This is a genomic window from Agrobacterium sp. SOY23 (assembly GCF_027212525.1).
In the GTDB taxonomy this organism is placed as follows: Bacteria; Pseudomonadota; Alphaproteobacteria; order Rhizobiales; family Rhizobiaceae; genus Agrobacterium; species Agrobacterium tumefaciens_I.
Map to the genome: position 1 here is coordinate 101,473 of NZ_JAPWDT010000003.1, position 15,192 is coordinate 116,664.

Annotated in this window: 13 protein-coding genes; 5 read left to right on the forward strand and 8 right to left on the reverse strand. The window is 61.9% G+C overall.

The window, feature by feature from the left end; translation table 11 throughout:
• Positions 1-41 precede the first annotated feature (41 nt).
• Positions 42-1,334: an L-rhamnose catabolism isomerase gene (gene rhaI / locus O3S81_RS09380; protein ID WP_269342619.1), complete on the forward strand. Its 1,293-nt coding sequence runs from the start codon at positions 42-44 to the stop codon at positions 1,332-1,334.
• A gap of 193 nt (positions 1,335-1,527) precedes the next feature.
• Here the strand turns inward: rhaI and panB are convergent, their stop codons facing one another.
• The 8 genes from panB to O3S81_RS09420 form a co-directional block, all read right to left on the reverse strand.
• Positions 1,528-2,367: a 3-methyl-2-oxobutanoate hydroxymethyltransferase gene (gene panB, locus O3S81_RS09385; RefSeq protein ID WP_269342621.1), complete on the reverse strand. Its 840-nt coding sequence runs from the start codon at positions 2,365-2,367 to the stop codon at positions 1,528-1,530.
• Positions 2,364-3,242, reverse strand: coding sequence for a pantoate--beta-alanine ligase (panC, locus tag O3S81_RS09390; protein ID WP_269342622.1), 879 nt, complete (start codon positions 3,240-3,242; stop codon positions 2,364-2,366). The genes panB and panC overlap by 4 nt, the downstream gene beginning before the upstream one ends.
• Positions 3,243-3,374: 132 nt before the next feature.
• Positions 3,375-4,145: an enoyl-CoA hydratase-related protein gene (locus O3S81_RS09395; RefSeq protein WP_269342623.1), complete on the reverse strand. Its 771-nt coding sequence runs from the start codon at positions 4,143-4,145 to the stop codon at positions 3,375-3,377.
• On the reverse strand, positions 4,135-5,061 hold the full coding sequence (locus O3S81_RS09400; protein WP_269342624.1) for a hydroxymethylglutaryl-CoA lyase: 927 nt from the start codon (positions 5,059-5,061) through the stop codon (positions 4,135-4,137). Before O3S81_RS09400 ends, O3S81_RS09395 begins: the two co-directional genes overlap by 11 nt.
• A 1-nt stretch (position 5,062) precedes the next feature.
• Positions 5,063-7,060 carry an acetyl/propionyl/methylcrotonyl-CoA carboxylase subunit alpha gene (locus O3S81_RS09405; RefSeq protein ID WP_269342626.1) on the reverse strand — a complete coding sequence of 666 codons (1,998 nt, stop codon included), beginning with the start codon at positions 7,058-7,060 and terminating at the stop codon, positions 5,063-5,065.
• Positions 7,061-7,067: 7 nt separating this feature from the next.
• Positions 7,068-8,669, reverse strand: coding sequence for a carboxyl transferase domain-containing protein (locus O3S81_RS09410; protein ID WP_269342627.1), 1,602 nt, complete (start codon positions 8,667-8,669; stop codon positions 7,068-7,070).
• An 8-nt stretch (positions 8,670-8,677) separates the two neighbouring features.
• Entirely contained in the window at positions 8,678-9,850 is a 1,173-nt protein-coding gene (locus O3S81_RS09415) for an isovaleryl-CoA dehydrogenase (RefSeq protein ID WP_269342629.1), read from the reverse strand.
• Between the two features lie 80 nt (positions 9,851-9,930).
• Positions 9,931-10,404: an Lrp/AsnC family transcriptional regulator gene (locus O3S81_RS09420; RefSeq protein ID WP_035221263.1), complete on the reverse strand. Its 474-nt coding sequence runs from the start codon at positions 10,402-10,404 to the stop codon at positions 9,931-9,933.
• A gap of 232 nt (positions 10,405-10,636) precedes the next feature.
• Here O3S81_RS09420 and O3S81_RS09425 point away from each other — a divergent pair, with 232 nt between their 5' ends.
• The 4 genes from O3S81_RS09425 to O3S81_RS09440 are packed head-to-tail and all read left to right on the forward strand — an operon-like array spanning position 10,637 to position 15,192.
• Positions 10,637-11,752: an acetyl-CoA C-acyltransferase gene (locus O3S81_RS09425; protein ID WP_269343495.1), complete on the forward strand. Its 1,116-nt coding sequence runs from the start codon at positions 10,637-10,639 to the stop codon at positions 11,750-11,752.
• Between the two features lie 12 nt (positions 11,753-11,764).
• Complete coding sequence (locus O3S81_RS09430; RefSeq protein ID WP_269342631.1) at positions 11,765-12,892, forward strand: acyl-CoA dehydrogenase family protein; 1,128 nt, start codon at positions 11,765-11,767, stop codon at positions 12,890-12,892.
• A gap of 44 nt (positions 12,893-12,936) precedes the next feature.
• Positions 12,937-14,175 (forward strand): 3-methyl-2-oxobutanoate dehydrogenase (2-methylpropanoyl-transferring) subunit alpha, encoded by a 1,239-nt coding sequence (locus O3S81_RS09435; protein ID WP_269342633.1) that lies wholly within the window; start codon positions 12,937-12,939, stop codon positions 14,173-14,175.
• 3 nt (positions 14,176-14,178) lie between these two features.
• Complete coding sequence (locus tag O3S81_RS09440; RefSeq protein ID WP_269342635.1) at positions 14,179-15,192, forward strand: alpha-ketoacid dehydrogenase subunit beta; 1,014 nt, start codon at positions 14,179-14,181, stop codon at positions 15,190-15,192.

A 15,192-nucleotide genomic window follows, 5' to 3' on the forward strand; every position in this document is an offset into this window, starting at 1 on the left:
GTGACAGGCGGGGCACCGCCGGGATGACCGGGGAGGAAGAGATGACCGAGACGAAAATCGCCGCCGATGTAATCACGGACGAAAACGAAAAGCGCGCCGGCGCACAGAAGGACGATTATCAGGCGTTGGGCAACCAGCTCGCCCGTCGCAAGATCGATATTGACGCGATCACCGCCAAGGTGGCGGAATTTTTCGTCGCCGTGCCTTCGTGGGGCGTCGGCACGGGCGGCACGCGCTTTGCCCGCTTTCCGGGCACGGGGGAGCCACGCGGCATTTTCGACAAGCTGGACGATTGCGCCGTCATCAACCAGCTGACGCGGGCAACGCCCAACGTCTCCCTGCATATTCCGTGGGACAAGGAAGACCCGAAGCGATTGAAAGCCCATGCCGATGCGCTGGGTCTCGGCTTCGACGCCATGAACTCCAACACCTTTTCGGATGCGCCGGGCCAGAGCAATTCCTACAAATATGGTTCGCTCAGCCACACGGACGCCGCCACGCGCAGGCAGGCGGTTGAGCACAACATCGAATGTATCGAAATCGGTAACGCCATCGGCTCCAAGGCGCTGACGGTGTGGGTGGGCGATGGTTCGAACTTCCCCGGCCAGAGCAACTTCACCAGAAGTTTCGAGCGTTATCTCGCCGGCATGGCCGATATCTACAAGGCGCTGCCGGATGACTGGCGCATCTTTTCCGAACACAAGATGTATGAGCCGGCCTTTTATTCCACCGTCGTGCAGGATTGGGGCACCAATTACCTGATCGCCAATACGCTGGGCGAAAAGGCCTTCTGCCTCGTCGATCTCGGCCACCATGCGCCGAACACCAATATCGAGATGATCGTCGCCCGGCTCATCCAGTTCGGCAAGCTTGGCGGCTTCCATTTCAACGACAGCAAATATGGCGATGACGATCTGGATGCCGGCTCGATCGAGCCTTACCGCCTGTTCCTGGTTTTCAACGAGCTGGTGGATGCCGAACATCGCGGCGTGAAGGGTTTCCATCCGGCCCATATGATCGACCAGTCGCACAATGTGACCGATCCGATCGAAAGCCTGATCTCCAGCGCCAATGAAATCCGCCGCGCCTATGCGCAGGCCTTGCTGGTGGATCGCGCGGCTCTCGATGGCTACCAGCAGGACAATGATGCGCTGATGGCTTCCGATACGCTGAAGCGGGCCTACCGTACCGATGTCGAGCCGATCCTTGCGCAGGCCCGGCAACTGGCCGGCGGCGCGATCGATCCGGTCGCGACTTACCGGGCGAGCGGTTATCGCAAGCGGGTGGCGGCGGAACGTCCGGCTTCGGTTGGCGGTAGCGGGGGTATCGTTTAGGGGTAGGATGACATTCCCGCATCCGTCATCCTGGCCTTATGCCGGGATCCGGCGCGATCAAGTCTTTGATCACGAAAGACTTGCTTCTCACGGCGCAGACGCGCCGTGGCTGGATGCCGGATCAGGTCCGGCATGACGACAGAAATGTCTCAGATATTCCTTGTCACTTCAGCAACTCTTCAGCCCTGCTTCTTCACTCCCCCGAAGGCGACCGCCGGCGCACCTGAAACGTATGCTCCGGCCCCGGAAACGCGCCGGAGCGCACCTCATCGGCATAAGCCGCTGCGGCTTCTGAAGCCGCCGTGCCGAGATCGGCGTAACGCTTCACGAATTTCGGTTTGAAATCGGAAAACAGCCCGAGCATATCGTCGGAAACCAGCACCTGCCCGTCACAGGCCGGCGATGCGCCGATGCCGATGGTGGGGGCTGCGAGTTTTTCGGTCAGTTCGCGCGCAAGCGGCTCGACTGTGCCTTCCACGACGATGGCGAAGGCGCCGGCCTGATCGACCGCAATCGCGTCGCGCCAGATTTTCTGCGTTTCCGCATCCGAATGGCCGAGCGAGCGGAAGCCGCCGGCGGTGTGGACGAGCTGGGGCATCAGCCCGACATGGCCGAAGACGGGAATGCCACGCGCGACGAGAAAGGCGATGGTCTCGGCCATTTCTTCGCCACCCTCCAGCTTCACGCCATCGCAGCCAGTCTCCTGCATCAGCCGCACCGCGTTGCGGAAGGCCTGTTCCTTGGATTCCTGGTAGGTTCCGAAGGGAAGATCGACAATGACGCAGGCATGTTCGACGCCGCGCATGACGGCCCGGCCATGGGCGATCATCATGTCCAGTGTGACGCCGACCGTCGTCTCCATGCCGTAAAGCACCATGCCCACGGAATCGCCCACCAGCAGCAGGTCGCAATGCGGATCGAGCAGCCGGGCGATCGGCGTCGTATAGGCGGTGAGGCAGACGATGCGCGCCTCGCCTTTCATCTGGCGGATGGAGGCCGTCGTCAGCCGCTTGTGTTTTCCATGGGCGCTCATGGGGCAGCCTCCCGTTGACCGATCCTGTCGCGCCTGATGACGCGGTTGTCGAGAAGCCTCGTGCTGCCGACCCGCACGAACAGCGCCACAAGCACGGCGCCCGCCTGCAATGAAGCGAGGGGGGCGAGCGTATCGGGATCGCGCACCGCGACCACTTCCGGCGATGCCAGCGGCTCGGCGGCGATGAATTTTTCTATTGCCGCTTCGAAGGCTGCCGGGTTGTCGAGGCCCTCATTATAAAGCCGTTCCGCCTCTTCGAGTGCGCGCGGCACGATGACGGCGGCGGCGCGTTCCTCGGGGCTCAGATAGACATTGCGCGAAGAACAGGCGAGCCCATCCGCCTCCCGCACCGTGGCGACGGGCACGACCCGCACCGGCTGGGCAAGGTCTTCGACCATGCGGCGGATCAGCGTCACCTGCTGATAGTCCTTTTCGCCAAAATAGGCGGCATCCGGCTGGACGAGATTAAAAAGCTTGGTCACGACCGTTGTGACACCGGCAAAGTGCCCCGGTCGCACCGCGCCTTCCAGCTGGCTGCCCAGTTCGGGCACATCCACAACCGTCGACATCGGGCGTGGATACATTTCCGAGACTTCGGGCGCGAAGAGAATATCGACGCCCGCTTCCTCTAAAAGCGCGCTGTCGCGGGCGAGGTTGCGCGGATAACGGGCCAGATCTTCATTCGCCCCGAATTGCAGCGGGTTGACGAAGATCGAGACCACCGTGACGTCGTTTTCCGCCTTGGCTTTGGCAACCAGTGTGAGGTGGCCGATATGGAGAAAACCCATGGTCGGTACGAAGCCGATCGTCTTGTCCTCGCGGCGAAAGGCGGCAATCGCATCCCGCAATTCGGCGACGGTTTTAACAAGGCGCATAGGGTCTCCTCCGGCTCCCCGATCGCCGTCCGGCGAAAGGTGCTGGATAGAACGCGATTTGCTGAACGGGGTCAACGGACGCATCGGATTTATATCGATTGAGCCGATGGCGGCGTTCGAAAAGCGCGGTAGTCATTTCACCCAGAGCGGTTTCCTTTTTTCGGCAAAGGCGAGCCGCCCCTCCTGCGCCTCGTCGCTGCCGCTGATCGTTGCAATGACGCCTTCGGCAAAAGCGAGCCGCTCGCGGGATGGCATGCGGCGCATCGTCTGCAGGGCCGTCTTTCCGGCTGCGATGGCGCCCGGCGCATTCTGCCGCAGGAGGGCGAGAACCGCCTCGACCACGCCGTCGAGTTCAGCCGATGGCACGACGCGATTGATGAGACCAAGGCGGTGGGCTTCGACAGCGGTGATCGGCAGGCCGAGATAGGCCATTTCCTGAAGCCGGTTCATGGGTATTTTCGCCAGAAGCTGCGCCGCCACCATGGCCGGGAAAAGCCCGACCCGCACTTCCGGCAGGCCGAATTCCGCATGATCGGCGGCATAGGCAAGGTCGCAGGCGGCGACAAGGCCGAGCCCGCCGGCCAGAACCCGGCCATTGATGCGGGCAATGACGGGCTTGTCACAGCCCTCGATGGCGCGCATCACGTCGGCGATGGGGTTCGTTCCGTCCCGTGAAAGGAACATGCCGCCCGCGCTCTCCTTCAGGTCGGCCCCGGAGCAGAAGCTGCGGTCGCCTGCCGCGGTTATCACCACGGCGCGCAGGCCGCCGTCGCCGGATGCTTTCCGGATTGCGGCGGTCAACGCATCCGTCATTGCGGCATTCAGGGCGTTGTGCACCTCTGGCCGGTTGAGCGTCAGCCACAGAACATCCTGGTGTGTCTCGCTCAACAACTCATTCGCCATGCGCATTTCCCTCCCTCTTTGCGGCAAGCAGGGCCTTGCCGGCGCGCGCCGCATTCGGCCTGCCCAGATGCCGGCTGATCCAGTCCCCGGTCTTCGCCACTGCCATCAGGTCGACACCGGTTTCGATGCCAAGCCCCTGCAGGAGATAAACGGCATCTTCGGTCGCGACATTGCCGCTAGCGCCCGGCGCGAAGGGGCAGCCGCCGAGCCCGGCCACGGAACTGTCAAAGACGATTATGCCTTCCTCAAGCGAGGCCAGCACATTGGCGACGCCCTGCCCATAGGTGTCATGAAAATGCATGGCGATTTTTTCGCGCGGGGTGCGGGCAGACACCCGTTCGATGACCTTGCGGATCAGGCCGGCCGTGCCGACGCCGATCGTATCGCCGAGGGAAATTTCGTAACAGCCCATGGCGACAAGCGCCTCAGCCATCGCGGCCACCTCGTCGGGTGCCACCGCGCCGTCATAGGGGCAGCCTGCGATGCAGGAGACGTAACCGCGCATAAGGATGTTTCTGCCAGCTGCTGCCTCCGCGACATCACGCAGGCGTTCAAGGCTTTCGGCGCGCGAGCAGCCGATATTATGTCGGCTGAAGCCTTCGGATGCGGAGACGAAAACGGCGATTTCCGTCACGCCAGCCTCAAGGGCGGCTTCGAAACCTTTCATATTGGGAACGAGTGCCGGATAGGCAGTGCCGGGTTGTCGTTGGAGACCCCGAAACACCGCCGCCGAATCCGCCATTTGCGGAACCTTTTTCGGCGACACGAAGGCGCCCGCCTCGACCGCCGGCAACCCCGCCGTGGCCAGCCGCTCGATCAGCTCGATCCTGATGGCGGTGGAAATCTCGGCGCTTTCGTTCTGCAGGCCGTCACGCGCGCCCACCTCGACGATCTTCACGCTGTGGGGCCAGTTCATCTCATGCGCCCTCCGGCTCGAAATCCACCAGCACCGCGCCAGCCGCGACCATATCGCCTTCGGCGCAATTGATGGCAGTGACGATGCCTTTCGCCGGCGCGCGGATCGTGTGCTCCATTTTCATCGCCTCCATCACCACCAGCGCCGCGCCGGCTTCAACCGCCGCTCCGTTCTCGCTCAGCAATGCGCGGATGACGCCGGGCATGGGCGCTTCCAGACCACCGGTATGAGTGGAGGAATCCGCAATATCGACGGGGTCCGGCTGGCTGATGCGATAGTGCTCGCCACCCAGAAAAAGCGCGTGGCTGTTACCTTCGGCAAAGAAATGGCCCTGCCTTTTCCCGTCGCCCACGGTCGCCTGTAATTCACCGTCGTCCGAGAGCTTGCCACAGGCGCGGATGGTCCGCGCGCCGATCTCCAGTGAAAAACCGTCCGCCTCATGCGAGACCCGGACCTCGTGCGGCTGGTGATCGAATATAAAATGCAGGTTCTCCCGCGCCGGTGCGTTGAGGCGAAAGGCGTTGGTGGTGTTCCATGGGCTATGGGGATCGGCCGGTGGTCGGGAATGGATATTGCCGGTTTTCCGCCGCGACAGCAGCAGGCCGAGCGCGGCCATGGCGATCCGGTTCTCATCCGTGGCGGCGGAGGCAAAAAGCGCTGCCTCGTTGCGGGTTATGAAGCCGGTATCGAGATCGGCGGCGGCAAAGGCATCGAGCCCGGCAAGCCGCGTCAGGAAGGCGGCATTGCTGGTCACGCCGCAGATCGCCAGTTTTTCCAGCGCGAGCCGCAGCCGTCGCACGGCGGAGGGGCGGTCCGTGTCCCAGACGATCAGCTTGGCGATCATCGGATCGTAATGCACGGTGATGGCGTCGCCGGCACGAATGCCGCTGTCTATCCTGATATGAGGGCTTTCATCCGGAAAGACGAGATGGCTGACCGTGCCGATAGACGGCAGGAAATCATGTGCCGGGTCTTCGGCATAGATGCGGGCCTCGATGGCGTGGCCATTGATGCGGAGGTCGGCCCAGTCTTCCGGCAGCGCTTCGCCATTGGCGACACGGATCTGCCATTCGACCAGATCGAGGCCGGTAATATATTCCGTCACCGGATGTTCGACCTGAAGCCTGGTATTCATTTCCATGAAATAGAAATCGCCGGACGGGTCGAGCAGGAATTCCACCGTTCCCGCGCCGCGATAATCGATGGCGCGGGCGGCGGCGACCGCTGCCTCATACATGCGCTGCCGAAGCCCGTCCGGCAGGCCGGGGGCGGGGGCCTCCTCTATCACCTTCTGGTGCCGGCGCTGGATCGAGCAGTCGCGCTCGAAAAGCGAAACACAGGTGCCATGGCCATCGGCAAAGACCTGCACTTCCACATGGCGTGGCCGCTCCAGATATTTTTCGATCAGCATGCGGTCATTGCCGAAGGCGGCCAGCGCTTCGCGTTTGGCACCGACAAGCTCCGCCGCAAAGCCGCTCTTCTGCCGGACGACACGCATGCCCTTGCCGCCGCCGCCGGCAGACGCCTTGAGCAGCACCGGATAACCGATCTTGTCGGCCTCGCTTGCCAGCCGTTTCTCCGCCTGCTCATCGCCGTGATAACCCGGCACGACGGGAACGCCAGCCTTCGCCATCAGCGCCTTCGCCTCGCTCTTTCCGCCCATGGCGCGGATTGCTTGTGGCGGCGGGCCGATGAAAACGAACCCTGCGGCGGCACAGGCTTCGGCGAAAGCGGCGTTCTCGGAGAGAAAGCCGTAACCCGGATGGATCGCCTCCGCGCCGGTTGTTTTTGCCGCCGCGATGATTTTTTCCGCATCGAGATAGGAGGCCCGCGCCGGCGCGGGGCCGATGCCGATGGCCTCATCGGCCAGCGCCACATGCATGGCGTTTCGGTCGGCATCCGAATAGACCGCCACTGTGCGGATGCCCATCTTGGCGGCGGTGCGGATGATGCGGCAGGCGATTTCGCCCCTGTTGGCGATCAGTATTTTCGAGAACATCGTCGCCTCACATCCTGAATATGCCAAAACGGGTGGGTTCTATCGGTGCGTTAAGCGCGGCGGAAAGACCAAGGCCGAGCACCAGACGGGTATCTTTCGGATCGATGATGCCGTCATCCCAGAGTCTCGCGCTGGCATAATAGGGATGGCCTTCCCGTTCGTATTTTTCCCGGATCGGCTGCTTGAACGCCTCTTCGCCTTCCTTCGACCAGTGGCGGCCATCAGCCTCGATGCCGTCGCGGCGGATCTGCGCAAGAACCGAGGCGGCCTGTTCGCCGCCCATGACGGAAATGCGGGCATTCGGCCACATCCACAGGAAGCGCGGTGAGTAGGCGCGGCCGCACATGCCGTAATTGCCGGCCCCGAAAGAGCCGCCGATGATGACGGTGAATTTCGGCACTTTTGCCGATGCGACGGCAGTGACGAGCTTGGCACCATCCTTGGCGATGCCACCCGCCTCATAGGCCTTGCCGACCATGAAGCCAGTGATGTTCTGCAGGAATACCAGCGGAATGCCGCGCTGGCAGCAGAGTTCGATGAAATGCGCGCCCTTCAGCGCCGATTCCGAAAAGAGAATGCCATTATTGGCGATGATGCCGACGGGATAGCCGTGAATATGGGCGAAACCACAGACCAGCGTTGTGCCGTAAAGTGCCTTGAACTCATCGAATTCCGAACCGTCGACCAGACGCGCGATGATTTCCCGCACCTCGAAGGGTTTTCGCGTATCGGCGGGAACGATGCCGTAAAGCTCGTCGGGCGGGTAAAGCGGTTCTGCCGGTTCGCGGATATCCAGCTGCACCTGTTTGCGGCGGTTGAGGGTGGAGACGATCCGCCGGGTCAGCGCCAGCGCGTGGCGGTCGTCGCGGGCATAATGATCGGTAACGCCGGATTGGCGGGAATGCACATCCGCGCCGCCGAGATCCTCCGCGCTCACCACCTCGCCGGTCGCTGCCTTCACCAGCGGTGGGCCACCGAGAAAGATCGTGCCCTGATTTTTGACGATGACGGACTGATCGCTCATGGCCGGCACATAGGCCCCGCCCGCGGTGCAACTGCCCATCACCACGGCGATCTGGGCAATGCCGGCGGCGGACATATTGGCCTGATTATAGAAGATACGGCCGAAATGATCCCGGTCGGGAAAGACTTCGTCCTGATTGGGCAGGTTCGCGCCGCCGGAATCCACGAGGTAAATGCAGGGCAGGCGGTTCTCCGTGGCGATCTCCTGCGCACGCAGATGCTTCTTCACCGTCAGCGGATAATAGGTTCCGCCCTTCACCGTCGCATCATTGGCGACGATCACGCACTCGCGGCCCGAGACCCGACCGATGCCGGTGACGATGCCGGCGGCAGGAACGGGTTCGTCATAGACGTCGTAAGCTGCAAATTGCGAAAATTCGAGGAATGGACTGCCGGAATCGAGAAGTGCTTCGATGCGGTCGCGCGCCAGCAATTTGCCGCGGGAAAGATGCCGTTCGCGGGCCTTTTCGCCGCCGCCTCTGGAGATTTTTTCGACGTGCTGCCGCAGGTCATCCACCAGATCCGACATGAATTCCACATTGGCGGCAAAGGTTGGATCGCGGTTCAGACTGGATGTAAGCTTCATCGCATTCCTCACCCGTTGCCCTTGACGAGTTCGCGGCCGATCAGCATCCGGCGGATTTCGCTGGTGCCTGCGCCGATTTCATAAAGCTTGGCGTCGCGCAGCAGCCGTCCGGCCGGGCTTTCATTGACGTAGCCGGAGCCGCCAAGAAGCTGGATCGCATCCAGCGCCACCTGTGTCGCCCGCTCGGCGGCAAACAAAATCGCGCCCGCCGCGTCCTGTCTCGTGATACGGCCATTGTCGCAGGCCCGCGCCACGGCATAGACATAGGCGCGCGACGCATTCATGGCCGAATAGATATCGGCAAGCTTGCCCTGCACCAGCTGGAATTCGCCGATTGGCTTGCCGAACTGCTTGCGTTCGCGGGCATAGGGCAAAACCAGATCGATTGCCGCCTGCATGATGCCAACAGGGCCGGCGGCCAGTACGGCACGCTCGTAATCCAGCCCGCTCATCAGCACCGTCACGCCATCATTGAGACGTCCGAGAATGTTTTCCTCCGGCACCTCGCAATCCTCGAACACCAGTTCCGAGGTGGGCGAGCCGCGCATGCCGAGCTTGTCGAGTTTCTGGGCCGGGCGAAACCCCTTGAAGCCCTTTTCGATCAGAAAGGCGGTGATACCGCGTGGGCCGACAGAGGGATCCGTCTTGGCATAGACCACCAGCGTATCGGCCTCGTGGCCATTGGTGATCCACATTTTCGCGCCGTTCAGCACATAGCGGTCGCCCCTGCGTTCCGCTTTCAGCCGCATCGACACGACATCCGACCCGGCTTCCGTCTCGCTCATGGCGAGCGAGCCGACATGTTCGCCCGAAATGAGCTTTGGCAGATATCTGCTTTTCTGTTCTTGCGTTCCCCAGCGATAAATCTGGTTGATGCAGAGATTGGAATGAGCGCCATAGGAAAGGCCGATGGAAGCGGAAGCCCGGCTCATCTCCTCCATCGCCACGCAATGGGCGAGATAACCCATGTCGGCACCGCCGAATTCCTCCGATACGGTGATGCCATGCAGGCCGAGCTGGCCCATTTCCGGCCAGAGCTTTCGTGGGAACCGGTCATCGCGGTCGATTTCGGCGGCCAGCGGGGCAATTTTATCGTCGGCGAATGCTCTTGCGCTGTCGCGCAATGCTGCGATTTCCGGACCGAGATCGGCATCGAAAATGGCGGCGAGGTTCAAACTCATCGCGTCTCCTCCTCCGGACGGCAACAGCTACCGTCCCTTTTGTCAGCAGCCGGCGCCTCCTCCGCGCCGGCAACCCATGATTATGGCGCGTCACCTCCGGTGAAGGCGGCGGAACGGCGCACGAATGTCTTGATGGCAAAATTGGACTGGATGCGCGACACGCCGGGAACCGTGGTCAGAAAATCCAGAAGCTCCTGATAATGCGGCAGATCCCGAACCATGGCGTGGATCAGGTAATCGGAACTGCCGCTCGTCTGGTAACCGCCCACCACTTCGGGAATGGAGGCGACATGGTGCTCGAAGGTCGTCAGCGCTTCCTTGATCTGCCGTTCCAGCGTGACGGAGATGAAGACGCCCATATTGCCGAGCAGCCGGTTCTCATCGAACACGGCGGTATAACCGCGAATGATGCCTTCCTCTTCCAGCTTGCGCACACGCCGCAGCGTCGGCGTGAAGGAAAGGCCGATGCGGGCCGCGAGATCGCGCCAGCTCACCCGCCCGTCATCGCCGAGCACATGCAGAATCTTCCGGTCGAAACTGTCGAGCTCAATCATGGATCATTTGCTCTATGATATGACTATTTGTTGGATCAAAGATATCGCCAATCAAAAAACTGTCAATCAAAATAGCTTTGAAATGAATTCGAGATAGTGATAGCGTTCACATCAGTCGCGGTCTGGAGGAGATCGCGGCGATGGTCGTTTTCTCAAGCGGGAGGGCGACTAAAGGGAGGTGAATTTGGCTGTGCATGACCCTGTCGTGATCGTCGGGGCTGCCCGTACTGCTATGGGTGGGTTCCAGGGCGAATTCAAATCGGTGGCCGCGCCCGATCTCGGGGCGGCGGCGATCCGTGCAGCCGTCGAAAGGGCCGAGGTTCCGTTTTCCGACATCGAGGATGTGCTGATGGGCTGTGTGCTCACGGCCGGACAGGGGCAAGCTCCGGCCAGGCAGGCGGCCATTGCCGCCGGCATTCCCAATTCGATCGGCGCGACAACCGTCAACAAGATGTGCGGCTCGGGCATGAAGGCGATCATGCTGGCGCACGACCAGATTGCAGCGGGAAGCTCTTCCATCGTGCTTGCGGGCGGCATGGAAAGCATGAGCAACGCGCCCTATCTGCTGGACCGCGCCCGCAACGGCTATCGTCTCGGCCACGGCAAGCTCACCGATCACATGTTTCTCGACGGCCTCGAAGACGCCTATGAAAAGGGCCGGCTGATGGGCACGTTCGCGGAGGATTGTGCTGAAGCCTACCAATTTACCCGTGCCATGCAGGATGATTTTGCACTCGCCTCACTGGAACGGGCGCGGCGCGCCATAACAGAAGGTGCCTTCGACGCGGAAATCACGCCCGTCGGCGATATTTCCGTAGACGAGCAGCCGGGCAAGGCGAAGCCTGAAAAAATACCGCAGCTGAAGCCCGCCTTTCGCGATGGCGGAACGGTGACGGCGGCCAATTCCAGTTCCATTTCCGATGGTGCGGCCGCTCTCGTTCTCATGCGCCGCTCCGAAGCGGAAAAGCGCGGCCTTTCACCACTGGCAACCATTATCGGTCAGGCCTCCCATGCGGATGCACCCGCCGGATATCCAACGGCTCCCATCGGCGCGATGAAGAAGCTGTTCGATAAGACCGGCTGGGCGGCGAAGGATGTCGATCTGTTCGAAATCAACGAGGCCTTTGCCGTGGTGGCCATGGCGGCGATGCGCGATCTCGATCTGCCGCATGAGAAGGTGAATGTGCATGGCGGCGCCTGCGCGCTTGGCCATCCGATCGGCGCTTCCGGCGCAAGGATCGTCGTCACATTGCTGGCCGCCCTGCAACGTCATGGGCTGAAACGCGGCGTGGCCGCCGTCTGCATCGGCGGCGGCGAAGCAACCGCGCTCGGCATCGAGCGGCATTAAGGGGAGGCGGCGATGATCCTGAACGAAGCCCAGCAGCAGATCAGGGACATGGCCCGTGATTTCGCCCGGGAAAGGCTCGCCCCCGGCGCTGCTGCGCGTGACCGGGAAAGCCGGTTCCCGAAAGACGAATTGAAGGAAATGGGCGAACTCGGTTTCCTCGGCATGCTGGTTTCCGAGGACTATGGCGGGTCGGAAACCGGTGCCGTTGCTTATGCCCTGGCGCTGGAGGAAATCGCCGCCGGTGACGGCGCCTGTTCCACCATCATGAGCGTGCATAATTCGGTCGGCTGCGTGCCGATCCTGAAATTCGGCACCGAAGACCAGAAGCAACGCTTCCTGCCGAAACTGGCCTCCGGCGAATGGATCGGCGGTTTTGCGCTGACAGAACCGCAGGCCGGTTCCGATGCTTCCAATCTCAAGACCCGGGCGCGGCGGGATGGCGACCGCTATATTCTCGACGGCGCGAAGCAGTTCATCACTTCAGGCAAGAACGGTGATGTCGTCATCGTTTTCGCCGTTACCGATGCAGCGGCGGGCAAGAAGGGCATTAGCGCTTTCATCGTGCCGACGGATACGCCCGGTTACGAGGTCATAAGGGTCGAGGAAAAACTTGGTCTGCATTCGTCCGATACCTGCCAGATCGCCTTTACCGACATGGCCGTTCCAGCCGAACTGCGGCTTGGCGAAGAGGGGCAGGGTTATCGTATCGCGCTTGCCAATCTGGAAGGTGGCCGCATCGGCATCGCCGCGCAGGCCGTCGGCATGGCACAGGCCGCTTTCGAGGTGGCACGGGATTATGCCCGCGAGCGCAAGGCTTTCGGTCAGGCAATCATCGAACATCAGGCGGTAGCGTTCCGGCTGGCGGATATGGCGACGCGTATTGAGGCAGCGCGGCAACTGGTGCTGCATGCGGCGGCGTTGAAGGAGGCGGGCGAGCCCTGTCTTTCGGAAGCCTCTATGGCGAAGCTCTTTGCGTCCGAAATGGCCGAGCGCGTCTGCTCGGACGCCATCCAGATTCACGGCGGTTACGGCTACATGGCGGATTATCCGGTGGAGCGGATCTATCGCGATGTGCGCATCTGCCAGATTTACGAGGGAACCAGCGATGTCCAGCGGATGGTGATCGCGCGGAACCTTTGAGAGTTGTTTCACGGTCTGGAGGAGATCGTGACGGGAGGAGTAGAATGGATATAACCGAAACGCCACATCTCAGCCTGCATGTTCCGGAACCTGCGGTGCGGCCCGGCGGGGAGCCGGATTTCTCCAATGTGAAGATACCCAAGGCCGGTTCCGTGCCGCGCCCCGATGTGGATGCAGCGCCGGAAAGCATGCGCGATCTCGCCTATTCGATCATCCGCGTGCTCAATCATCAGGGCGAGGCTGTGGGGCCATGGGCGGGGCTGCTTTCGGATGAGGATTTGCTGGTCGGCCTGAAAAACATGATGCGGCTTCGGGCTTTCGATGCCCGCATGTTGATGGCGCAGCGGCAGGGCAAGACCTCGTTTTACATGCAGCATCTGGGAGAAGAGGCTGTCAGTTGCGCCTTCCGCAAGGCGCTCTCCAAGGGGGACATGAATTTCCCGACCTACCGGCAGGCGGGTCTTTTGATCGCCGATGATTATCCGCTCGTCACCATGATGAACCAGATCTATTCCAACGAGCTCGACCCGCTGCATGGGCGGCAATTGCCGGTGCTTTATTCCTCGAAGGAACATGGCTTCTTCACCGTCTCCGGCAACCTTGCCACGCAATATGTGCAGGCGGTCGGCTGGGCGATGGCCTCAGCCATCAAGGGCGATACGAAGATCGCGGCCGCCTGGATCGGCGACGGTTCGACGGCGGAGTCGGATTTTCACTCGGCGATGGTCTTCGCCTCCACCTACAAGGCTCCGGTCGTTCTTAATATCGTCAACAACCAATGGGCCATTTCCACCTTTCAGGGCATTGCGCGTGGTGGTTCCGGCACTTTTGCAGCACGCGGGCTTGGTTTCGGCATTCCGGCGCTTCGGGTCGATGGCAATGATTATCTCGCCGTTTATGCCGTGGCCCGCTGGGCGGTGGAGCGGGCGCGCCGCAATCTCGGGCCGACGCTGATCGAATATGTCACCTACCGTGTCGGTGCCCATTCCACCTCCGATGATCCGAGCGCTTACCGGCCCAAGACCGAGTCCGAGGCATGGCCTTTGGGCGATCCGGTCCTGAGGCTCAAGAAACACCTCATCCTGCGCGGTGTCTGGTCGGAGGAACGGCACCGGCAGGCGGAGGCGGAAATTGCTGACGAGGTGCTGGAAGCGCAACGCGAGGCGGAAAGCCACGGCACGCTGCATGAGGGTGGCAAGCCGCCGAAAAAGGATATTTTCGAGGGCGTCTACGCCGAGATGCCGCCGCATCTCGCCCGCCAGCGCCAGAAGGCAGGGTGGTAAGACATGACAAGAATGACGATGATCGAAGCCGTCCGCAGCGCCATGGATGTCTCCATGGAACGCAGCGACGATGTCGTGGTGTTCGGCGAGGACGTGGGTTATTTCGGCGGCGTCTTCCGCGCCACGCAGGGGCTGCAGGGGAAATATGGCAAGACCCGCTGTTTCGACGCGCCGATCAGTGAATCCGGCATTGTCGGCGCGGCCATCGGCATGGCCGCTTATGGGCTGCGCCCCTGTGTCGAAATCCAGTTCGCCGATTATATGTATCCCGCTTATGACCAGATCACCCAGGAGGCGGCGCGCATCCGTTATCGCTCCAACGGCGATTTCACCTGCCCTATCGTTCTCAGAATGCCGACCGGCGGCGGCATTTTTGGCGGGCAGACGCATAGCCAGAGCCCGGAGGCGCTTTTTACCCATGTCTGCGGGCTGAAGGTGGTGGTTCCCTCCAACCCCTATGATGCCAAGGGGCTGCTGATCGCCTCCATCGAAGACCCGGATCCCGTGATGTTCCTGGAGCCGAAGCGGCTTTATAACGGCCCTTTCGACGGCCATCACGACCGGCCGGTCACGCCCTGGTCCAAACACGAGATGGGCGAGGTGCCGGAAGGGCACTACACCATCCCCATCGGCAAGGCTGAAATCCGCCGCCCGGGAAACGATGTCACCGTCATCGCTTATGGCACCATGGTGCATGTGGCGCTGGCTGCGGCGGAAGAGACCGGCGTGGACGCCGAGATCATCGACCTGCGCAGCCTGCTGCCGCTCGATCTCGATACCATCGTGAAGTCCGTCTCCAAGACCGGCCGTTGTGTCATGGTGCACGAGGCGACACTGACCTCCGGCTTCGGGGCGGAAGTCGTGTCGCTGGTGCAGGAACATTGTTTTTATCACCTCGAGGCTCCCGTCGTCCGCGTCGCGGGTTGGGATACGCCTTATCCCCATGCGCAGGAATGGGACTATTTTCCGGGACCCGCCCGCGTCGGGCGTGCCCTTGTCGAAGTCATGGAGGCCTGA